Here is a 20,715-nt window from a genome sequence, read left to right on the forward strand (position 1 = left end):
CCTTTCAGCGGTTGTTGAGGGTGCCGGTGGCGCGTCCGAACATCCCGGACGCGGTGATGTGCTGGGTGACGTGCTGGACCGGCGCCGCGCCCCGTCCAGCTCGGCTGCGGCTGACGCCGAGGAGGAGCGGGGCGAGAGTTCCGGCGGCGATGAGGGCGATGGCGGCCCAGAGGGCGTCGGTCATGGCGATCAGTCCCGGGGCGGCGTAGGAGATTCCGAACCCGGCTGCGGCGATGCCTGCGCCGACGGTCGGGGCGAGCAGGGCGGTGGTCTTGGCCCACGCCGGTATCGGCTGCACGGCCCGGGGCGTCACCGCAGAGCTCGGCTGGTGGGTGTAGGCGAGGGTCCGGTAGCCGTTCGGAAGGGTGACCATCTCGACTCCCGGGGGGAGTTCGGTGAGCGGCATTACCGTTTGCTGGACGTAGGTCGGGTAGAGGACGGGGTCGCCGTAGCGGGCGGGCGGGGTGGTGCTCTGGAGTGTGTGGTCATGCACGACGGGGCTCCCTGGTGAGCACGGGACCACACCTCAACGTTTAGGTGTGGTCCCGTGGCGGCTTGTCGTGTCGCTTGTCGTCCGGCTTGTCGCGTGCCTTGTCTTGTCGCTTGTCTTGTCGCTTGTCGCCTCCCAGGTCGGAAGCCCTTTTCCAGCCCCTCAGAGGCCGGGAGGGGCGTCCTCGCAGGGATGGCGACAAGTGACAAGGTCACTCCCCATCGGGGCTGTTCGAGCCGTCGGGTGCGTGCGTGCGGTGGACGTAGCGGGTCTTGGTGCCGGTCCCGATCCGGACCGCTTCGCCCTCTTCGGTCCATGTCTTGAGCCATCCGACGACGGTCTGGCGGGTGGTGCCGTACCGGTCGAGCTGTCGGGCGATCGCGGAGGCCCCGGTGCCTTCCGGTCCGGCGGCGATCAGGAGGGTGAGGGCGGCCTGGCGGGCGGCGTTGTCCTCCTCGCGGTGCGCGGACAGGTTCAGTCCCGGCCGCAGCTGCGGTGTCTCGGTCGGGTCGGGGGCGGTGGCGAACTGGGCGTCGATCTCCCGCCGGAACTGCTCGGCGAGGGCGTCCTCGTCCGCGGAGGCCGGCGCGGCCTGGGTGGTGCGGTGGGCGGAGAGGTTCAGGCCCCCGCCCCGGGCCGCCGGTCCCGGACCGCTGGCGTCGGGGGCATCGGTCACCAGGTCGGCGTGTTCGTGGTCGGTGATCCATGCGGTGCGGGCGTGGTCCCAGCGGCGGGCGTATTCGGGGCCCGCGGCTTTCGCGGAGATGGCGTCCAGGCGGGGGTGCCGGTCGGAGGTGGCGTGGACGATGTCGCGGATCTGGCTCGGCAGGATCCGCCAGGTCCCGAACAGGGCGGCGGGGGATTCGGGGGTGCCCATGAACCCGGTGCCCTTGTGGGGTGCCTGCTCGATGCGCAGGCCACGTCCGCCGGGGAACAGCTTGGACAGGTCCATGCCCTCGGTCGCGCCGCCGGTCAGGGCCACGCGGGTCTTGGCCTCGCGGCGGATCATGACGTTGCCCAGGACGGCGCCCGTGGCGCCGAGGGCGGTCAGCACGGTGCGGATGCCCATGGCGCGGAGCATCCGGATCACTTCCAGGATCTTCTTCGCGAGCTTGCGGGTCTCCGGGTCGTTGCTGGTGAGGATCTCCGCGCCCTCGTCGATGACGAGCATGATCTGCGGGATTTCGTGGCTGACCGGCAGGAGGTCGGTGTCCGCCTTGGCCATGAGGTCCTGGTAGGCGCGCTTGCGGTAGAGCCCGATCCGCAAAGCGGCATCGAGCATCTTCAAAGCCTCCTCGTGGGTGGAGGCAAGCCAGTCAACCCCCGGCCGCACCGCCTGATCCGCCCCCGCCTGCAGGGCGGGACGGATCCAGGGCAGGCCGGCCGATCCGGCGTTCAGGTCGATGACCCACGTGAGGATGTCCGTGGCACGGGCGAACCCGGCCAGGATGACGTGGACCATGTTCGTCTTGCCCGACCCGGTCGGCCCGACCACCAGCGCGCACTGCTCCCGCAAGTACGCCAGGATCTCGTCCGCGTTCGTGCGGTACCCCCACGGGATGCCGGTGTGGACCGACAGGGCGCCGTACTCCGAGGGGTACTGAACCTCGGCGGCGAGGACGTTGACCGTGGTGACGTCGATCAGCACGCGGCCCTGGTCGATGCCCGGGGAGGCGGCGGCGGTGCAGCCGTGCGGCAGCCGCGCATCCGCGGACAGGCGAGCGTTCTCCTTGGCGATGCGGTCGTAGGTGACCCCGCCGGAGGGGAGTTCGGCGTCGATGGTGAACCCGGTGTTCGTGGGCCACATCTCCACCGCCAGGACCCGCAGGGTGATCCCGCAGACCCGCTGCACCCGGTCCACCCACTCCGCGGCGATCGCCCGACGCTCCGCGGACAGCTCTCGGGCGACCTGCCGCTCGGCGGCAGCCAAGGCCTCCAGCTCGCGGGCCTCCTCATACAGTCCGACGGAGCGAGCAGCCGCACCCATGCCGACCCCGATCACGGCGAGCGATCCGAGGGCGGTCCAGGTCAGCGGCCCGGTGGCCAGGGCCCAGGTGGTCCAGCCGGAGCCCAGCAGCCAGGAGGCGGCGCGGGCGCCGATGGTGCGGGCGGCGAGCTTCTGCCGCAGCCCGGATGCGGTGTGGCCGATCGCGCCGACGGTGCCGACGGCCAGGGCCCAGGTGGGCGGCATGTGGGCGAGGGTGCCGACGGTCGCGACTGCGTACGCGCCGGTCGTCGCGGACAGGGCGCCGGTGATGGGGCCGTGGCCAGCGGCCCAGTCCAGGGCCAGGCCGTTGTGGTTGACGGTCTTGGCGCTCATCTCAGACGTTCCATCCCTTCTCGGCCTCGGGGCCGTTGCGGGGGTCCTCGTGGCGGGCGATGTCGGCCTCGTGGGCCTGCCGGAACGCAGGTCCCAGGTCCTCGGCCACGGCCGTGGCGCTGTTGAGGGCGCCGTAGATGTCGGAGAAGCCGTCCGCGACGACCTTCTCCAGCGGGAACTCGCTGTCGGAGCGCTCCGCGAGGACCTGCATGATGTTCGCGATCGAGGCGAGGGCCTCGGGCAGGCCCTCGATCATCGCGAGGATCTCCATCGCGCTCTCCGGCTCGTAGGACTGGGCGGCCTGCTCCATCTCGGCGGCCAGTTCCTCGAACTTGAACCCGGACGTGCTGTCCATCTCGTGTGCTCCTTCAGTAGTGGGAGGTGCAGGAACATGCGTGGTGGGGCGGGCGGCCCGGTCGCCGAGGCGGTCGCCGTTCCTGTCCTGGTCGCGTTCTGCGGCGGCCTGCTCCTCGGCGGCCGCCTCGTCTTCTTCGAGCTGGGCGTGGATTTCGGCGTCCCGGGAGTCCCGCTCCGCAGCGGCCTGGCCGATGAGGAAGCGGTAGAGGCGCCGACCGGGGTGCACCAGCCACGGCCAGCCGAGCCTCCGGCCGAGCGGCGTGGTCACCATGCCGAGCACACCGAGGGCCGCGCCGAGGACGGCAGCGATGGCCCGGCGGGCCTGGAAGCGTGCGGCCGACCGGCGCAGGGCCTTGCGGGCGGCTTGCTGGGCGGGGGCCTTGAGCTGCGCGACCCGCTTCCGGTGCGCAGCGTCCTGCACACCCTGACGGCCCGCGGCCACCGCCTTCTTGGCATTGCGGTCCTGTGCCGTACGGGCCGCACCCACGGCCTTGTCCCGGACGGCAGCGGCCTTGCCGAGGCCCTTGGCCAGGGTGCGGGCGGCCGGACCGCGGGCCTTGGACCCTGCAGCGGCCGCGCGTTCGGCGGCCTTCGCGGCCCGGCGAGTGTCGGCGACCTGCCTGCGGGCCTGCACGGCCGCGGTACGCGCGGCAGCACGCGTGGGACTCTGCGAGCGCGCCTGGGAACGCAGTTCGCGCACCTGCCCGGCGAGACGGCCCGCAGCCTGCCCGGCTCGCTGCCGGGTCGAAGCACCAGGGGACTTAGTCACAGCCCGGCCGCTACGGCCCGCCGTGGAAGGAGATCCCGCCCGGTGCCGGGTCTGCCCCCCAGTCTTGCGGGATCCTGCACCGCCACGGGCGGTGCGCGTGGCGGCCCGGGGCTGTGCGGGGATCCGCCCCAAGGGGCCACGTCCCCCGCCTGTGCCCGCGGTCCGGGAGGCGGCCGGGCCGGACTTCGCCGCGGCCTTCTTCTTGCCAGTCTTGGACCGGCGGTGAGCGGCGGCCGTGCCCAGGACGGCAGCGCCGGTCATGGCGACCACTGCCGCGACCGGGCCACCGGTCAGGGCCGCGGTGGCGAGCAGGCCGGCCGCCGTGTTCGTCCCGGACAGGGACAGCGGCACCACGGGGAAGCCGCCCGGCGTGTGCTCCACCCCCTTGCCCAACGCGTTGCCAGACGCCTCGGGCGGGACTGGGGTGGGGGTGGTTTCTTCGGGTGGAGCCTGCGGTTCGGTGATGGTTTCGGTCATGCTGAACGTGCTCCTTCGCGGGAGAAGAGGGCCCGGCCGACGCTGTGAGAGGTTGGCGGCCGGGCCTTCGCCGAGGTGGTTCAGGCGACGCGCTGTTCAGTGAGGTCGTGGCAGGTCACGCACATGCCGAGCGAGACCGGGATGACATATCCCGCGTCGCGGTGGCAGGCCGGGCAGTGGCGGCGGGCGGCGTTCGCCCTGGCGAGCGCTTCTGTTCGGGCCGGGGTCATCGGGCGGACCGGCTTGGCGAGGTCGAGGCGGTAGAGGTAGGCGATCAGCGGGCCGCGGCGGCGGGGCCGCTCCAGCTGCGCGGCGACGTCCTGGCCGCCAGGGCGGAGCCCCTGCGAGCGGAGCTGCCGGCGGGTAGCCAGACCATCCGGGGCAAGCCGCCACCGGTAGGTGGGAAGGGCCGTCACGGGGTGGACTCTTCCTGGGACAGCAGCGCGCCCCAGGCTTTGCGGACGCGCTGCTCGCCGCCGACGAACCCGCCTTCCCGGAACGCCGTGACGGCCTGCCGGTAGGACAGGGGCGGGTCGACCGAGTAGCGCAGGTGCCGCAGCACGACCACGAGCTGCTCGTCCGACAGGGTCTCGGCCGGACGGGGGACGCTCACGCCCGCGACGGCCGCGACCTCCGCCAGCGTCACGGCCGTCACGGCTGGCGTGACGGCCGCCCCGTCCGGGGGCTCGCTGGCCGGGCTGAGATGCGTGTCTTCCCCGTCACCCACCTCCGTGACGACCTCAGCTTCAGGAGAGGGAAGAAGCAGCGCGGCGGGCGGTTCGGGGAGGGGCGCCGGGCCCGGCGTCACGGGTGCCGTCACGGCGTCACGGCCGGGTGTGACGGGCGTGCCGAACATGTCCGCCAGGGCGGCGTCGGCGCCGGAAGCGATCCGGTCACCCTGCACGGCCAGCAGCCGTCCGGCCAGTGTCGTGTCTCCGGCACCGACCTTGCGCGCCAGCTTCCAGGACGTGCGCTCGGACGCGGCCCGGACGTTGTCGTCGGGGTGGTTGGCGGCGCGGGCCCGGTGGTAGGCCAGGGCCTGGACGATTGCCGCTGAGTGGGCTTCGGCTTCGGCGTCCCGGCCGTCGGTGTGGACGACGATCCGCCGGGCGAGGAAGGCCATGCCCTCCGCCGAGACGGACATGCCCAGCGGGGTGATCGCGTAGATGACCGTGCGGGGCCCATCTGGTGCGGCTGCCGCGGACATTGCGGCCGCGGCGGCTGGCAGCAGCCATAGCCCGGCCCGGATCACCGCCGGCGATGACTGGCCGAGCATGGTCAGCCCCAGCAGGACGAGCGCGAGGACGGCGGTGGCACCCTCGCCAGCGGCGACCGCGCCGAGCGCGGTACCGGAGCCGTAGGCGCCCTTGATGTTGGAGAAGGTGCCCGCGCCGCCGGCCGCGCCGGTGGCGAGCATCGGCACGAAAGCGGTGGCGAGCACGAGCTTCTGCGGCCGGGTGAGGGCCCGACCGGTGCTCACGCCACCTCCTGAGGAACGCGGTTGGCCAGGTTCCGGCGGGCAGCGAGCACCCGGTTGTGCGCCCGCCGGATCCGACGGGCGTCAAACTCGGACGCGGGCCGGTCCAGCAGGGCGATCAGTGCGTCCAGCAGCTCGACGTCGGCCAGGACCATGGGCATCTCGGCCTCGATCGCGTCCAGCTCCGCGTTCGACGGCTCCAGACCGTCGGACCACGGGGTAACGATGTCCTGAAGTGCAGCGATGGGCTTCATGAGTCGTGTTCTCCCTAGCAGGTGGACGGCTCGAAGCGGCCCCGGTGCTCCAACACCGGGGCCGCACGCCGTTAGGGCGGGAAGGTCAGGCCGGGCGCGGGTAGTGGCTGACGCTCGGCCTGGTGTGGAACGGCTGGTCCGCGCAGTCCTCGGCCCAGCTCTGGTGGGACCAGCAGGTCTTGCGGTCGTCGCCGTGCATGCCGGCGTCCTCCAGCTCGTTGTCACGCTGGATCGCCGCGGCGAGCTTCTTGTCCATCTCGAACCCCTTCCGGGGCCGGTACCTCCGGCTCCCCTCACCCCGCCCGTACGACAGCCGCAAGGAATGCCGGACGGGCGGAGGAGGCAACCGGCCGCGGCTCCATCAGGCTGCGGAGTGGTTGGGTGGCGCTGATCCGTACGCGAGGACAGAACCCGCGCACGCCGTCCTGTCAGAGGGGGACGGATACCTCGATCCACTGTTGAGTTCTCAACGACCAGCCGCTTCCTTTGAGCCGTCTCACGAGCTCTCCAGGCGCCGAGAGCAGCCCAAAGAAGGCCCCTCTCCGGTCCGCTGTCCTAGGACTGCGAACTTCTGCGGATGACTATGGACCCACAGTCCCAGGACTGTCAACAGTCCTGGGACTGTGCTTGACTGGACTCATCGAGAGGAGTTCGCGTGGCACCCAAGTGGCGAGAGCTGGCTGACAAGCTGGCCGAACAGATCAGGCGGGGCGACTACGCCCCTGGCCAGCAGCTACCGCACATCCGCGACCTGGTGGATGCGGGTGAGGGTTCGAAGTCCACGGTCCACGCGGCGTACAAGGCACTCGAAGCTGAGGGCCTGGTGATCTCCTCACGGGGACACGGAACGGTAGTGCGGCAACAGACCCCGCTGAAGCGTCTTGGTATCGCCCGGTACGACAAGGCGAAGTGGCGGGACGGCGACGAGGTGGCGTTCATCGCCGACCGCGTCGCGTCGGGCCGGGCGTACAAGCGCGGTGAGCAGACGCAGAGCGTCAGCCGCGTGCCGGCGCCGCCGCTGGTGGCAGCGGCGCACGGGCTTCCGGAGGGGGCCGAGGTGTATGCGAGAGCCAGGCTCGTGAAGGAAGGCGACCAACCGACGCACACCTTGACCAGCTACTACCGGCCCGAGCACGTCGAGGGAACCCGCATCGTGGACCCGACCCCCGGTCCTGCCGGCCGGGGTGGTGGCTTCCGAGTCCTCTATGACGCGGGCTACGAGATCGACCACATGCGTGAGGAGCTGTTTGCCAGAGCCGCAACGTCTGAGGAGGCGGCCCTCCTTCAGCTGGCGCCTGGGGAATGGGTCGTTGAACTGCATCGGACGACGTACACGGCGGACGGCACCGTCGTCGAGTTCGCCGTCGGCCTGCACGCGGCTACTCGGTTCGCCTGGGCCTACGACTTCCAGGTCCCCGACTCGGCGGCGGAGGCAACACGGTGATGTCTTCGCAGACTTGGGAAGACGCCGAACGGCTCTGGGACTTCCAGCAGATGCATCACGAGCCGCGGCCCTGCTCTGTGGCTGTCGGGCTCGGAAGTCATGACCTGGGGGTCGCTGAGGTGACGGCCGACCTCTACCACCGCGGCATGGCGCCGGTGATCGTCTTCACTGGCGCCACAAGCCCGACGACCCGCGAACGAATGCCTCGGGGGGAGGCGGAGCACTACCGAGAGCGAGCGCTGGAGCTGGGCGTGCCCTCGTCGGCCATTCTCGTGGAGCCGCATGCCAGGAACACAGGCGAGAACGTCACCTTCTCGCGGTCACTGCTCGCCGACCATGGCGTTGACGTCGATTCGGTGCTCCTGGTCAGCAAGCCGTACGAGGAACGCCGGGCTTACGCGACAGCGCGCAAGCTTTGGCCGGAGGTGGAGATCGTGAGCGCGTCCACGCCGATGACGCTCGCAGAGTATGTGGCTTCGATCCAGGATCCCCGGCTGGTCTTCGACATGCTCGTCGGCGCGCAGCAGCGTCTGGCCATCTACCCGCAGCAGGGATTCCTGATCCACCAAGACATTCCGCCGGCCGTTTCGGCGGCCTACAAGCGTCTCTGTTCTGAGGGCTTCACGAGCCGCCTCGTAGCCCATCGCTGATCGGCCCCGCGACAGTCCGACCGAAGGTGGTCGAAGCCGCCAGGCTTTGCTCTCGACGATGTGATGGGTACCAGGCGACGAGAGACGGCGTCGCTCCTATGGTGAAAAGCCCGCCTGGCCCCGGCCGAGTCTCCAGCCTCGGCCCCAATGCCACGCGCGCAGCAACCAGCAACTTCCTCAGTTAAATATCATGCACTTGATGCTGCCGCATCAGATTGAGAAAATCCTCACCGTCGACATGCACGTTGAGCTGTTCCTCGGTGGGAAGAGACGACCGGTCGAATGGCTCACCGCTGCCAAACCTACTCATTTTAATGACGGCTTCCATGGAGCGCACTCCGTGTTCATATTTACGCACCCCAAGGAAGGCGTGCACTATTCCGTCATCCACGATGAAGGAGCCGTCCCCATGCTGTGCAACCTTGTTTTTCTTGAATAGCGAGTTTAGTACCATTGCCCGCCGCAGCATCAGGTGACCAGTAGGCTGTTCCGCATGAAACTGTGTCATTCTTGCCCTACGCCTGTACTCCAATGATTTCTCGCCCGGCATATTGACATCCGGTATGTCAATGTACCCCTGAAGCCTACTTACAAAGTCGGCAGCCTTCATCGCTGGATCCGCATTATTGGCCTTATTGTTGAACGATGCGAACGATCGAAAGGTGCCGCCAGCGAACACGAAGACCGAGGGGCCTATCAGATGGACTTGATCTCCCTGCTGAAACTGGCCATCCTGCATGGGTGCGAGGAAGTATCGCAGCCAGCCGAGTTCGCCAGCTTGCAACGGAGTATCGAATTCATCCCAAAATGCTAGCGGTACTGGCCCTTTCAGTCCGACATCGCGTATCTGATGAAGCGCGCCTACTAGGTCGGAAGGAACGCTAAACTGGGACAGATTGAACGGCTCAATGGGTTCTATGCGTCCACTCTGCCGCCACGGGCTCACCAGTTGCTTGATGGCATAACTTTTCCCAGACCCAGGGCCCCCAAACACTGCAACCGCCAGAGGCTTGGCGTCCAATTCGACCTTATCGCAGTAGCTGGAAATCAGATTTCGAATCGCCCGGAGACTTTCAATTTCCCCCTTGTCGACCGTCACCAAATCGCCAAATCTTCCAATCGGGGTCTCGTCTCCCAGTGCTTTAACCCCTTGCTTGGCAACATGGAGAAGCTTGCTGTCAGGGTCGTCCAGATCGCATGCAGGTTCCTGCAATATGGGCAAGTACAATCGCTTTGCAAATCCACCCCAGACTGGAATCTTAGACCTTCTGAATCTATTGCGGACCTCTCCATATCTGCGGTGCAACTCTTCACGTTGCTCCGCAGTCAGGTCCACGCGATCTACGATATTGAATACCCGACCGGGGACGCCGAACTCGTCATCGATCAGATCTCGGAACCCCTCTTCGTAGAGCCGCTGCATTGACGTTAGGCCGCTCTTGACACCTTCAATTAGGTGATCGGAAGACGGGTAATTATTTACCAGATTAGCAACTAGACATGTGCAGAGGCAGCTGCCGTAACCGAACATCATGCCATGACGCTTGTGCTTGTCCGCCCAGTCGCCTTCCATCGAATCTGCATCGTAGATAAGAGTTAGTTGAGGATCCTCGTCGTGCTCGATAAAAAGTGCGCCCGTCGGGCCGAAAGATACGACCAGAAACCGGCACAGTGACAAATCTTTAAGAGAGGAGCAACTTTTGATCTCAGCCCATACGTCGTTGGCGGATCGCTCCCATGAGAGGTCTCTGCTGATCTCTCCGTGCTCTTCCCGAAGCCGTGCGGCAGACGTTTGCACAATTAGATGACTTCTAAGCCAGTCCCCTGGATTCTTTAGTCGAATTGCAATCTGTTTCCAGAGGTCACCGCGAGCAGGCTGATCGCTCATCTTGAGAAGCACCCATGGATTCGGGTCTGAGGAGCTCTGGGGGATCACCGTGGCCAGGTCTTCCTGGGTTTTAAAGCCATCTCTAAAACCTAGATTTGCATCGTCGATTACTATGACCTGGGGCGCATGGATATCATGGTTTGGAGGGGTCTCCAGCTTACGAGTAGCGGGACGGACGCCCTGCCGGAATCCAAGGTAGCGCTCTACCCTGGTTACTTTCTTCGCTCCTCCTTGTGACTGACCATCGTCGCGGGCTTCGTATTTACCCATCACTGCATAAGAGTGGTTGAAGCTCGTCATGAACTGAGAGAGCTTTTCACGCTTCGGATCATCACAATGGCGCAGCGTGGCAGAGCCGGGGGCTAGTACTTCATCTAGCATGGATTGCAGCAAAAATATGCCGCCTTTTTGCCACTGAAGGCCTACTCGCACAGGTAGGCGTTCGTGTGAATAGCGGAGCTCTTCCAAGTCGATTGGCTTAAGGGCCCAATCGATTGTTTGGTCCCCGAAAACGCACACCCCGTGACGTGTTTTAGCCATAGCTACCCACCTCTCCCGAAGGCAGACAACTGTAATGGCGCAGACGATAAACGGGTGTCCGGTGCATCAGAAGCTGCACTTCGCCCGCGCAACAGGCTTACAATGACACCGCGATCCGCAAACGTCCCTTCCATTGCACACCTATAGTGCTGGATGCGCCATTTGAGCGTGCTTCCTGGCGAGCTGATGCGGCTTGATTCGAACCGCCCTGCCACATAGGATTCAAGATCGCCAGCGCTTGCTTCGGCCTTGACGAATCATTACGGCCCGCCCGACGCGGATGCTCTGGTCGACGGCATGGCAGCGTGGCTGGGGTCGGTTTGGGGGAGCGAGGCAAACGTGTGAATCGTTGGTCGGCGCGTCGGTCGTCGCTGACTGTCAGCGGCTGAGATTCAGACAAGACTGCGTGGAAGGTGTCCGTTGTTGGTCATGTGGCCCGCCCATCATGATCAACGCTGGGCCGTGTCTGTCCGTCCAGATCCCTTGAACCAGGCCACACCGATCAACACTGACAAGCCAGCCTCGGTCGAAGGCGCTCCGCAATCCGTGTCTAATCTATGGGGACGAGCGCGGACGTCTGCGGCCGACAGCGCAGCTGAGGGGCACACCAACCCAAACAGCACCCGTGCCCAAGTCGCTTCGTGACGAAGGGCGTACGCGGCGACGCGAACTTCGTTCGGTCTCAGTGGCGGTCTCACTTGGGGTTCTGTCTGCAGTCGTCCGCCGTTGGCTGCCAGTGTCAGGCGACGCCCCTGAACTGCGACTTTGGCTGTGGCCTGGACGGTGACAGACAGTCGTGGAACAAGATCGAACAACTCGTAATGCGTAGGTCTCGGGTTCGAATCCCGAAGGCGGCTCTGTAGAAGCCCCAGGACTCACTCGCCGTGACCTGGGGCTTTTGCTATTTCGGGGGAAGGCCTCTGGATCAGAGGCGGGCGAGGACCATGAGGACCTCGTCGCGGGTGTCGTCGGGTGAGAGTCGGAGGGCCCCGGGCCAGCGGCCGATCTCGCGCCATCCGAGCCGTCCGTAGAAGTCCTCAAGCCCCTCGCCTCCCCTGGCGGCGAGATGGAGCTGTTCCAGACCCAGCTCATCGCGGGCGATCTTCCGGAGCTCCTGGACGAGGGCGGCGCCGATGCCTCGGCCGCGCCGGTCGGGGTGGGTCTGGAGGTGGTGAACGGTGCCCCAGTGCTGGACGAGCCGGTAGGGGTCGCGGTCGAGGACGACCCATCCGGCGAGCACGCCCCCGGCCTTGGCGATGAGGAGCCGGCTCTGCTGCGGGTCGAGTCGGCCGACGACCTCGTCCGCAACAGGTTCGACGTCGTGAGCGCTGACAGGGGGGAAGGGGAATCCGGCGGCGCCGCCCGCGTTGGCGACAGCGATCCAGCAGTCGATCAGCTCGCGCCGGAGCCCGGGAGTGACGTCGCGCGGGTCGGTGATCTGGACGAGGTCGAGGGCGCGTTCGTGCGGCATGAGAGGGAGCACGTCATGCGGTGCCGTCGGCTGAGGGTTCGTTCGGGGCCGGCCGCCGGGGGAGAGCCCTTGACGCGCGGGCCTTGCCGTTCGCGGTGACCGCGCGGGCCGGTTCGGCGACCGTGTTCGGACGGGCCGGCGGGGCATCGACGAGGACGGCCGGTCGCCGATTGGCGTGCGGACAAGCGAAGGTGACGACGTGTCGGACCCGACCGGGGGGCCGGTCCGGACGCTGCGAAAAGATGGGGGCCCGTCCCAAGAGGCGGACGGCCCCGCCCCGCCGCGGCGGGTGCCGACCGGCGCGCGGCCACGACACCGTGTGACCCGGATCCGTCCCGACGAACCGTCGGGCTGCACCAGGCAGCCCCAGGCACCACCAGGAGGCATCACCCCGTGGAAAAGACCACCCCCCGCCCCGTGTTCCGCACCCGCCGCGAGCAACTCCGCAACGGAGGCAGGGGGTCCCTGATCGGGACGGCCTTCGGCCTGATGTGGTTCGCCCTGGGCCAGTCCGCCGTCGAGGGCTCCGCCCGGCCGGCCGTGCTGGCGGCCGGGCTGGTCCTGCTCGCCGCGAGCATCGGCGGGGTCGTCTACCTCTTCCGTATGGCCGCGCGCATCCCCGCCGAGCAGCAGGGTGCGCCGGTGGCACCGGGCGGCGACGGGCCGCGGTTCATGACCGTCGTGATCGTCGAGGCCATCGTCCTCGGGGTCGGCAACAACTACGTGCGCACCGGGCTGCACCGCCCCGAACTCATGCTGTCCTGGTCGGCGTTGGTCGTGGGTGCGCACTTCTTCCCGATGGCCCGCACCTTGCGTGCCCCGATGCTCCGGGTGATCGGCGGTCTGATGATCGCCACCGTCCCCGTCGCGGCCCTGAGCTCGCTGGTGCCGGGGGCGCCGGACGCCGTCTGGCAGGCCGTACCGGGCCTCGGCTGCGCGGCCGTGCTCTGGGCGGGGGCCGTGTACACGGCCGTACGCGCGGGCCGTACGCCCGCGGAAGACGGCGTGGCGACGACGTCGGCCTGACCCGCCGGCAGGGCGGTGACACTGCGCAATCGGCCGGGGTACCCGCCCCGGCTCGCCCGCCGGGCGGAGCCGGGCTAGCTTGGGAAGGCTGGACCCCAGTGGTTCGTGTGGCAGGAGGTCGGCATGACGACACGCTTGCGCAGAGTTGCGGTGGGGATGGCCGCGGTGGGCTTGGTGGTGGCGCCCCTCGGGGCGGGCACGGGACACGCCTTGGATCAGCCGACGCCCCCCGGGCCCTCGGCCCCGGCCACGGCTTCGGCGAAGCCCTCGGCCCCGGACTTCGATTCCGACTCCGAGTTCCCGCAGCTCACGCCCGCGATGGCGCAGAAGTTGGACGACGCCGTCCGGAAGGTGATGAGCGACGCCAAGGTGCCCGGGGTGATGGTGTCCCTGTCGGCGCCCGGCAAGGGCGAGTACGTGCGGACCTTCGGCGTCGCCGACAAGTCCACCAAGGCGCCCATGGCCACCGACATGTACGTGCGGATCGGCAGCGAGACCAAGACCTTCACCGTGACCGCCATGCTGGAGCTGGTGGACGACGGGAAGCTCGGGCTGGACGACCCGATCGGCAAGTACGTGCAGGGCGTCCCCAACGGCGACCGGATCACCCTGCGTCAGCTGGCCGAGATGCGGAGCGGCCTGTTCAGCTACTCCGAGGACGAGGGCTTCTACAAGGCCCTGACGACCAATCCGAAGCGGCCGTTCACGCCGCAGGAACTGCTCGCGTACGCCTTCAAGCACCCGGTCATGTTCGAGCCGGGCGCCAAGTTCTTCTACTGCAACACGAACCTGATCCTGCTGGGGCTGGTCGTGGAGAAGGTGAGCGGGCAGAAGCTGGCCGACTTCATCCACGAGGAAGTGGTGAAGCCCGCCGGACTGACGCACACGATCTTCCCTGCCGGCGCGGAGTTCCCCGAGCCGCACCCGCAGGGCTACACCGACCAGACCGCCTCCGGAAAGGTCGAGAACGCGACCGACTGGAACCCCTCCTGGGGCTGGGCCGCCGGAGCGATGATCTCCGACCTCGGCGACCTGCGGAAGTGGGCCAAGGTCCTGGCCACCGGTGAGCTGCTGAAGCCCGCCACCCAGGCCGAGCGGCTGAAGGTCCTGCCGGCGGCCAACATGCGCAACGCCGGCTACGGCCTCGGCATCTTCAAGGACAACGGCTGGATCGGGCACAACGGCTCGCTGCCGGGCTACGAGTCGCTGACCATCTACCTGCCCGAATCCCAGGCCACGTTGGTGGTGCTGCTCAACACCGACGTCCTCTCGGCGGGTTCGGAACCCAGCACGTTGTTCGGCGAGGCCATCACCAGGACCGTCACCCCGGACCACGTCTTCAGTCTCCCCGCCCAGCCCGTCACCGGGCACTGAGGGCCCTCACCGCCCGAGTCGGGCCGCCGCCGCTGTGAGAGCGTGCGGCGGCCCGCGCACAATGGAGGCCGCACGGGGCGGAGAAGGAGACGTACATGGAGAGCACGAACAGCACGGAGAGCGCGGCGGGCACGGAGAGCCGGAGGTTCGACGGCGTGGTGGTGCGCACCGCGGCGAAGGACGATGTCGACACGGCGGCGGCGCTGTTCCGCGGGTACCTGGACTTCTACGAGGTGACCGTCCAGGACCCGGATCTGCCCCGCGCCTTCCTGGCGGAGCGGATCGCACGCGACGAGTCGCTGGTGCTGCTGGCCGACCTGCCCGGTGACGAGGCCGGAACGGTCGGATTCGCCCAGGTCTACCGCACCTTCGCGTCGCTGTCCCTGCGGCCGATGTGGATCCTCAGCGACCTGTACGTCGCCCCGGCCGGCCGTCGCAGCGGCGCGGGCCGGGCGCTGCTGCGCGAGGTGCTGCGCCGCGCGAAGGAGGCCGGGGTGGCCGGCGTACAGCTGGAGACCGCGTACGACAACCACATCGCGCAGGGGCTCTACGAGGCGGAGGGCTTCGAGCGCGAGGAGTTCCACATCTACTTCCACGGACTCCAGGGACTCCAGGGGCTCTGACGGGGGGCGGTGCCAGGGCGGTGAAACATTTCTGCACCGCCATCGCGTCAGTGGGGTGAGACGGGCGCGAGGGGGAGTACATGCGGCAGGGACGCAGGGACGGGTTCCGTGAGTTCGCCGAAAACAGGTCCGGGCCGCTGTACCGCTCGGCCTGCCTGCTGGCGAGCGGGGACACCCACCTCGCGGAGGATCTGGTCCAGGAGACCCTGGGCCGGATGTATCTGCTCTGGGGCAGGATTTCCCGTATCGACAATCCGGCCGCCTACGCGCAGATGGTCCTCGTACGGAGCTTCCTCACGCAGAGGCGCCGCCGCTCGGCCCGCGAGCGCCCGGTCGGGGAGTTTCCCGAGCCGGGTGCGGCGGCCGGCGGCCCGGATCCCGAACTGCGCCTCACGCTCCTGGACGCGCTGGGGCGGTTGGCCCCCAAGGACCGGGCGGTGCTGGTGCTGCGGTTCTGGGAGGACCGCAGCGTCGAGGAGACCGCCGACGCGATGAACGCCAGCCCGGCGGCCGTACGGACCCGCACCTCGCGGGCCCTGTCCCGGATGCGGGAGCAACTGGGCGGTTCGCTGACGGAGTTCGTGTCCCGCTGACGCACCCTCCCGCGTGCCTCTCGCCCCTTACTACTCGGTGGAAGGTCTGGTTCCCCATGCCCTTTGAAGATGACCTCGGCGAAGCCCTGCGCCGCGCCGGGGACGGTTTCACGGCCGACCGGCGCGCGCTCGTGGATGCCGGTGAGCAGCACGGACGCCGGCTCGTGGCCCGCCGCCGGGCCGCGGTGGTCGGCGGATCGGTGGTGGCCCTGGCCGTGATCGGAGCGGGCGCCGCCTACACCGGCGGCCTGTTCGACGGGGCGGGCGCCTCCGGCCTGCCCACCGTGGCCGCACCGCCCGCGCTCCCGACCGCCCCGCCGGGAGGCGAGCGCGCGGGCTCGGGGGCCGTCTCCGACGAGCAGCTGATCGGCGTCCTCAAGCAGCTGCTGCCGGGCGGCAGCCTCTCGGAGACGCAGGCCCGCGGCACCGGCGAGCCCGTGCCGCCGATGGTCTCCGCGGTCTACGACGACGGTCAGGGCAAGGCGGCCGTCGGTATCGGCCTCTCCCGCGTGGACCCGAAGGACGAGGCCACCGGGCAGGCGGTGGCCTGCCCCGACAAGAATCTCGTCGACTTCGACGGCTGCACCGCCCGGACGCTCGCCGACGGTTCGAAACTCCTGGTCTTCCAGGGCTACGAATACCCGGACCGCCGCGTGCCCACGAAGCTGTGGCGGGCCACGCTGGTCACCCCGGAGGGCTACCAGGTTGACGTGCAGGAGTGGAACGCGCCGGCCGAGAAGGGCAAGCCGGTGTCCCGCACCGACCCGCCGCTCGACCCGGAGCAGTTGCAGGCGCTGGTGACCTCCCCGCTGTGGCACCCCGCCCTGGCCGACATGCCGGCGGCCGCACCGGTGGGCCACCAGACCTCCCCACCGTCCGGGGTGGCGGACGCCGGAGCGGTCCTGCAGTCCCTGCTGCCGGGCGACGGGATCACGGTCGTGAGCAAGGGCGGCCGGCAGGACTACGGGTACGTCGTACTCGACGACGGCAAGGGCGCATCCCTCGTCGAGGCCAACGTGCAGTCGCACATGGGTGAGCTGCTCGCCGGTCAGTTCGCCGGGCCCGGGATCACGGTCCTGCCCGACGGCACCAAGGTGGCGGCGGAGCAGAAGTCCGGGGAGAAGGGCGGCCGGGGCGTGGTGTGGTGGCGCGTGGACGTTCTGCGCCCGGACGGTCGGCGCGTGGTGGTATCCGCCTTCAACACCGGCAACCAGAACAAGCCGGCGACCCGGGACGAGCCCGTCCTCACACTGGAGCAGCTCAGGAAGATCGCGCTCGACCCGAAGTGGCTGGGCTGAGCGGACTATTTGGCGTCCGCGTAACACTCCACGACCGCGGTCGTGAACGGGAACCGGACCGGGGTGTCACCGAAGGCGATCCGGCCGGCCCGGTCCGAGGCGGCCCGGATCGCCTCGGTGACGGCGCCGGCCTCCTCGGCCGGGCAGTGCACGATCACCTCGTCGTGCTGGAAGAACACCAGCTCGGCCCGCAGCCCGGCGGCGGCGATGGCCTGGCGCAGGGCCGCGAGCAGCAGCAGCGCCCAGTCGGCGGCGCTGCCCTGGACGACGAAGTTGCGGGTGAACCGGCCACGGGCCCGGGTGTTGGTGGAGGCATAGCTCGGCGTCCAGGCGTCCTCCCGGTCCTGGGGGATGCCGGCCTCGCCGTCCTCGGCGGCGCCGGCGGGCGGCGGGCAGGTGCGGCCGAGCCAGGTCCGTACGAGACGGCCCTCCTCGCCCGCCTTGGCCGCGTCGTCCACGTACGCCACGGCGCGGGGGAAGCGGCGGCGGAGCGCGGCCAGGTTCTTCAGGCCGTCCCCGGAGGTCTGGCCGTAGACGGCGCCGAGGACGGCGAGCTTGGCCATGTCCCGGTCACCGGAGAAGCCGTGGCGGGAGATGGCGGTGTAGAGGTCCTCGGGGCGCCCGGCCACCTCCATGAAGGCCGGGTCGCGGGAGATCGCGGCCAGGACGCGCGGCTCCATCTGGTCGGCGTCGGCGACGACGAGCCGCCAGCCGGGATCGGCGACGACGGCCCGGCGGATCACCTTGGGGATCTGCAGGGCGCCGCCGCCCTTGGTCACCCAGCGGCCCGTGAGGGTCCCGCCGGGGACGAACTCGGGGCGGAAGCGGCCGTCGCGCACCCAGTCCTGGAGCCAGCCCCAGCCGTGGGCGGTGTAGATCCGGTACAGCTTCTTGTACGTGAGGAGGGGCTCCACGGCGGGGTGGTCCAGCTCCTGGATCTCCCAGCGGCGGGTGGACTTGAGGCGGATCCCGGCCTCGGCGAAGGCCTTGACGACGTCGGCGGGCAGCTCGGGGCGCACGCGCCGGCCGAAGGCGGCGGAGATCTCGTCGGCCAGCTCGGCGAGCCGGCGGGGCTCGCCGCCGCCGGCGTAGCGCTCGCCGAGGAGCTCGGTGAGCAGGGCGCGGTGCACGTCGGCCCGCCAGGGCAGGCCGGCGCGGTTCATCTCGGCGGCGACGAGGAACGCGGCGGACTCGGCGGCCGCCAGCAGGCGCATGCGGTCGGGGTGGAGGGTGGCGGCGAGGCGCCGGGCCTGGTCCTCGTGGACGGCGATGAGCGCGTCCAGGGGCAGGGGTGCGGCGGACCGTGCCTCGAAGAGGGGGCTCTGGGCGGTGGGCGCGGTGGCGCGCTGCGGGGGGTCGGGGGGTACGGGGGCGTTGGTGAGCCGGGCCCATGCGGCCGCTGCGGAGCGGGGCTCGCCGGAGCGGCCCTCGTGGGCGAGGAGGAGGAGCTCGGTGTTCTCGATGTCGTGGCACCGCTCGACGCGGAGCCCTGCGGTGAGCAGGCGGGGGTACACGGCGGCGGTGGACCGCCAGACCCACCGGGTCCCGGCGGGCGCGGCCCGCACCGCCTCGGCGGGATCCCGCACGCCGATCGGCGGGCCGCCGGTGAGGGGGCCGGCCTGCCAGTGGCCGTCGCCGTCCTCGGCGAGGGCCCAGCGGGGGGTGCGGTCGCTCATGCATGCGAGTCTCCCACCCGCCTCCGACAACGCCCCGCCTCCGCGCCGGTGCGGGCCCCCGCCCCCGCGCCTCAATGGCCGGCGGGGTTGTATTTGCCGCGCACCGGCTGACCGGGTCGGCCCACACCCGGATCCCGTTGCCCGTGCGGCGCCGTTGCGGGGGCCGGCTCCCGGACCCCCGCGCCTCAATCGCCGGCGGGGCTGGATTGGGCCCGTGCCGCATCGCAGGGGCGGGGCTGGGGGGCCAGCCCCCGGACCCCGCGCCTCAAACGCCGGCGGGGCTGGATTGGGCCCGTGCCTGATCGCAAAGGCGAGGCTGGATTGCGGGCCCGTGCCGCATCGCAAGGGGGAGGGGGATCCGGTCGGGCATCGGCGGGTGGGGTGGGGACACTGCGGTGGTGAGTCGAGGATGAGCGGTCACCGCCGAGTCCGTTCCTGATGCGGCCAGGATCCGCGAGCCGAGACGAACTTCCGGAGTGGCCCCGCCCCGCCACAGGCCGGTCCCGCTCAGCGGCACCCCGGCCGCCACCCGTGGTCCGGGCATCGCACCGGCCCCGCCTACCGCCCCGGACTCGCCTCCGCCCCCGGCTCCGGGTCCCGCCCCGCCTGGCGGCGAACCCCGCCCCGCCCCGGGTGGACCCCCGCCCCGGGTGGACCCCCGCCCCGGGTGGACCCCCGCCCCGGGCGGACCCCGCCCCCGTCCCCGCGGCGTGTCAAGCTGAGGGGGTGAGAGAGATCGTCGGGCGGGCCTGTGAGGTCGCCCTTTACGTGGCGGACGACAGCGGCCTGGACAGCGGGGCTTCGTTGCTCGTCGCCGAGCCCGGGCGGTGGGGGGACGTCGGGCAGGAGTTGCTCGGGCGGGGGGAGGCGTACGTGCGGCAGGCCTGGGAGCGGGGTTGGCAGCCCGCCGACGTGCTCCGGCTCGTCCGCCGCGACCTCGACGACCGGCACGTGCGGATCACCCGCGACCTCATCGCCGCCGAGGCCCGCCGCTACGCCCGCCTCCCCGAGCGCTGGACCGACGCCGAGGTCTGGTGGCGCGAGGACCCGCAGTACGGGGAGCGGCTCGTGCAGCGGGAGCGGGCCGACCGGTTCAGCCTGGCCACCGCCCTGCTGGAGGTGTTCCGGCTGCTGATACGGCTGCCCTCCATCGAGCCGGTGGCCGCCGCCCCCGGGGACCCGGCCGCCGACACCCTCCACGAGCACGCCCACATCGAGCCCCGCATGCTCGCCCGGATCCGCGCCCTGCTGGCCAAGGCCGAGGCCACCACCTTCCCCGAGGAGGCGGAGGCCCTCAGCGCCAAGGCCCAGGAGCTTATGGCCCGGCACACCGTCGACGAGGCCCTGCTCGCCGCCCGCGGCGAGCGTCCGGCCCAGGTCCCCGGAGCCTGCCGGATCGGGGTCGAGCCGCCGTACGAGGAGGCCAAGGCGGTGCTGCTCGACGCCGTGGCCGGCGCCAACCGCTGCCGGGCCGTGTGGAACAGCGGTTTCGGTTTCTCCACGGTGGTCGGCTTCGAGAGCGACCTGGAGGCCGTCGAGCTGCTCTACACCTCCCTCCTCGTGCAGGGCACGGCCGCCATGACCCGGGCCGAGGCGGCCCAGCGCTCCGGCGGCCGCAAGCGGACCAAGACGTTCCGGCAGTCCTTCCTGCTCGCCTACGCCAGCCGCCTCGGCCAGCGCCTCGCCGAGACCGCCGAGCACACGGCGGCCGAGGCCCCGGACCGCCTGCCGGCCCTGGTGGCCCGCGACGTCGCCGTGACGGCCCGTGCGGACGAGATGTTCCCCCGGACCACCACGACCCGCCTGCGCGGGGCCTCCGACCACGCGGGCTGGACCGACGGCACCGCCGCCGCCGACCGGGCCCACATGGGCGGACGCCGCCACCCGCTGCCCGGGTAGGCGCTCCCCGAAGCCGTACGTGCAGCCCCAGGAGCCGGCTGCGGGCGCCGAACCGGCAGCCGCCGGACCCGCTCGAAGAGGTCTCCGGA

The 20,715-nt window shown here is 69.9% G+C and carries 18 protein-coding genes; 8 read left to right on the forward strand and 10 right to left on the reverse strand.

Annotated elements, in window-relative coordinates:
• Positions 1–4: 4 nt before the first annotated feature.
• The 7 genes from AB0B01_RS01745 to AB0B01_RS01775 all read right to left on the reverse strand — a co-directional run bounded on the left by AB0B01_RS01745 (position 5) and on the right by AB0B01_RS01775 (position 6,400).
• A complete protein-coding gene (locus AB0B01_RS01745) occupies positions 5–493 on the reverse strand; it encodes a hypothetical protein (protein WP_361711944.1) in 489 nt (162 codons plus the stop codon).
• Between the two features lie 208 nt (positions 494–701).
• Positions 702–2,810 (reverse strand): hypothetical protein, encoded by a 2,109-nt coding sequence (locus tag AB0B01_RS01750; protein WP_361711946.1) that lies wholly within the window; start codon positions 2,808–2,810, stop codon positions 702–704.
• Position 2,811: 1 nt separating this feature from the next.
• Positions 2,812–4,413: a hypothetical protein gene (locus AB0B01_RS01755; protein WP_361711947.1), complete on the reverse strand. Its 1,602-nt coding sequence runs from the start codon at positions 4,411–4,413 to the stop codon at positions 2,812–2,814.
• An 80-nt stretch (positions 4,414–4,493) separates the two neighbouring features.
• Positions 4,494–4,829 (reverse strand): RRQRL motif-containing zinc-binding protein, encoded by a 336-nt coding sequence (locus AB0B01_RS01760; RefSeq protein WP_361711949.1) that lies wholly within the window; start codon positions 4,827–4,829, stop codon positions 4,494–4,496.
• Positions 4,826–5,893, reverse strand: a complete 1,068-nt coding sequence (locus AB0B01_RS01765; RefSeq protein WP_361711951.1) for a hypothetical protein — start codon at positions 5,891–5,893, stop codon at positions 4,826–4,828. Before AB0B01_RS01765 ends, AB0B01_RS01760 begins: the two co-directional genes overlap by 4 nt.
• Entirely contained in the window at positions 5,890–6,144 is a 255-nt protein-coding gene (locus AB0B01_RS01770; RefSeq protein ID WP_361711953.1) for a DUF6284 family protein, read from the reverse strand. The genes AB0B01_RS01765 and AB0B01_RS01770 overlap by 4 nt, the downstream gene beginning before the upstream one ends.
• Positions 6,145–6,229: 85 nt before the next feature.
• Positions 6,230–6,400 carry a hypothetical protein gene (locus AB0B01_RS01775; protein WP_361711955.1) on the reverse strand — a complete coding sequence of 57 codons (171 nt, stop codon included), beginning with the start codon at positions 6,398–6,400 and terminating at the stop codon, positions 6,230–6,232.
• A gap of 399 nt (positions 6,401–6,799) precedes the next feature.
• Between AB0B01_RS01775 and AB0B01_RS01780 the strand changes: the two genes are divergently transcribed.
• Both AB0B01_RS01780 and AB0B01_RS01785 read left to right on the forward strand, forming a co-directional pair.
• Positions 6,800–7,588, forward strand: coding sequence for a GntR family transcriptional regulator (locus tag AB0B01_RS01780; protein WP_361711957.1), 789 nt, complete (start codon positions 6,800–6,802; stop codon positions 7,586–7,588).
• Positions 7,585–8,238, forward strand: coding sequence for a YdcF family protein (locus AB0B01_RS01785; RefSeq protein ID WP_361711959.1), 654 nt, complete (start codon positions 7,585–7,587; stop codon positions 8,236–8,238). The genes AB0B01_RS01780 and AB0B01_RS01785 overlap by 4 nt, the downstream gene beginning before the upstream one ends.
• Before the next feature lie 181 nt (positions 8,239–8,419).
• Here AB0B01_RS01785 and AB0B01_RS01790 read toward each other — a convergent pair whose 3' ends face one another.
• Both AB0B01_RS01790 and AB0B01_RS01795 read right to left on the reverse strand, forming a co-directional pair.
• Positions 8,420–10,594, reverse strand: coding sequence for a hypothetical protein (locus AB0B01_RS01790; RefSeq protein WP_361711961.1), 2,175 nt, complete (start codon positions 10,592–10,594; stop codon positions 8,420–8,422).
• Between the two features lie 997 nt (positions 10,595–11,591).
• A complete protein-coding gene (locus AB0B01_RS01795; RefSeq protein ID WP_361711963.1) occupies positions 11,592–12,137 on the reverse strand; it encodes a GNAT family N-acetyltransferase in 546 nt (181 codons plus the stop codon).
• A 393-nt stretch (positions 12,138–12,530) separates the two neighbouring features.
• On the opposite strand from AB0B01_RS01795, the gene AB0B01_RS01800 reads away from it, so the two are divergent.
• From AB0B01_RS01800 to AB0B01_RS01820, 5 genes are all read left to right on the forward strand, one after another.
• Complete coding sequence (locus tag AB0B01_RS01800; RefSeq protein ID WP_361711964.1) at positions 12,531–13,163, forward strand: hypothetical protein; 633 nt, start codon at positions 12,531–12,533, stop codon at positions 13,161–13,163.
• Between the two features lie 123 nt (positions 13,164–13,286).
• Positions 13,287–14,537: a serine hydrolase domain-containing protein gene (locus AB0B01_RS01805; RefSeq protein ID WP_361711966.1), complete on the forward strand. Its 1,251-nt coding sequence runs from the start codon at positions 13,287–13,289 to the stop codon at positions 14,535–14,537.
• Between the two features lie 95 nt (positions 14,538–14,632).
• Positions 14,633–15,160 carry a GNAT family N-acetyltransferase gene (locus tag AB0B01_RS01810; protein WP_361711968.1) on the forward strand — a complete coding sequence of 176 codons (528 nt, stop codon included), beginning with the start codon at positions 14,633–14,635 and terminating at the stop codon, positions 15,158–15,160.
• Positions 15,161–15,240: 80 nt separating this feature from the next.
• Entirely contained in the window at positions 15,241–15,753 is a 513-nt protein-coding gene (locus AB0B01_RS01815) for a SigE family RNA polymerase sigma factor (RefSeq protein WP_361711970.1), read from the forward strand.
• A 56-nt stretch (positions 15,754–15,809) separates the two neighbouring features.
• Positions 15,810–17,051, forward strand: coding sequence for a hypothetical protein (locus AB0B01_RS01820; RefSeq protein WP_361711972.1), 1,242 nt, complete (start codon positions 15,810–15,812; stop codon positions 17,049–17,051).
• A gap of 5 nt (positions 17,052–17,056) precedes the next feature.
• On the opposite strand, the gene AB0B01_RS01825 is transcribed toward AB0B01_RS01820, so the two are convergent.
• On the reverse strand, positions 17,057–18,727 hold the full coding sequence (locus AB0B01_RS01825) for a bifunctional 3'-5' exonuclease/DNA polymerase (protein WP_361711974.1): 1,671 nt from the start codon (positions 18,725–18,727) through the stop codon (positions 17,057–17,059).
• A gap of 726 nt (positions 18,728–19,453) precedes the next feature.
• Between AB0B01_RS01825 and AB0B01_RS01830 the strand changes: the two genes are divergently transcribed.
• Positions 19,454–20,626 (forward strand): DUF2786 domain-containing protein, encoded by a 1,173-nt coding sequence (locus AB0B01_RS01830; RefSeq protein WP_361711976.1) that lies wholly within the window; start codon positions 19,454–19,456, stop codon positions 20,624–20,626.
• Positions 20,627–20,715: the final 89 nt, after the last annotated feature.

Origin of the sequence: Streptomyces sp. NPDC044571, from assembly GCF_040647115.1 — a bacterium.
Lineage (GTDB): Bacteria > Actinomycetota > Actinomycetes > Streptomycetales > Streptomycetaceae > Streptomyces.

Excerpts from the sequence above, each read along its gene's own strand:
- AB0B01_RS01795 (WP_361711963.1), bottom strand. The coding sequence starts at position 12,137 with ATGCCGCACGAACGCGCCCTCGACCTCGTCCAGATCACCGACCCGCGC.
- AB0B01_RS01755 (WP_361711947.1), bottom strand. The coding sequence starts at position 4,413 with ATGACCGAAACCATCACCGAACCGCAGGCTCCACCCGAAGAAACCACC.
- AB0B01_RS01810 (WP_361711968.1), top strand. The coding sequence starts at position 14,633 with ATGGAGAGCACGAACAGCACGGAGAGCGCGGCGGGCACGGAGAGCCGG.
- AB0B01_RS01825 (WP_361711974.1), bottom strand. The coding sequence starts at position 18,727 with ATGAGCGACCGCACCCCCCGCTGGGCCCTCGCCGAGGACGGCGACGGC.
- AB0B01_RS01805 (WP_361711966.1), top strand. The coding sequence starts at position 13,287 with ATGACGACACGCTTGCGCAGAGTTGCGGTGGGGATGGCCGCGGTGGGC.
- AB0B01_RS01815 (WP_361711970.1), top strand. The coding sequence starts at position 15,241 with ATGCGGCAGGGACGCAGGGACGGGTTCCGTGAGTTCGCCGAAAACAGG.
- AB0B01_RS01770 (WP_361711953.1), bottom strand. The coding sequence starts at position 6,144 with ATGAAGCCCATCGCTGCACTTCAGGACATCGTTACCCCGTGGTCCGAC.
- AB0B01_RS01750 (WP_361711946.1), bottom strand. The coding sequence starts at position 2,810 with ATGAGCGCCAAGACCGTCAACCACAACGGCCTGGCCCTGGACTGGGCC.
- AB0B01_RS01775 (WP_361711955.1), bottom strand. The coding sequence starts at position 6,400 with ATGGACAAGAAGCTCGCCGCGGCGATCCAGCGTGACAACGAGCTGGAG.
- AB0B01_RS01820 (WP_361711972.1), top strand. The coding sequence starts at position 15,810 with ATGCCCTTTGAAGATGACCTCGGCGAAGCCCTGCGCCGCGCCGGGGAC.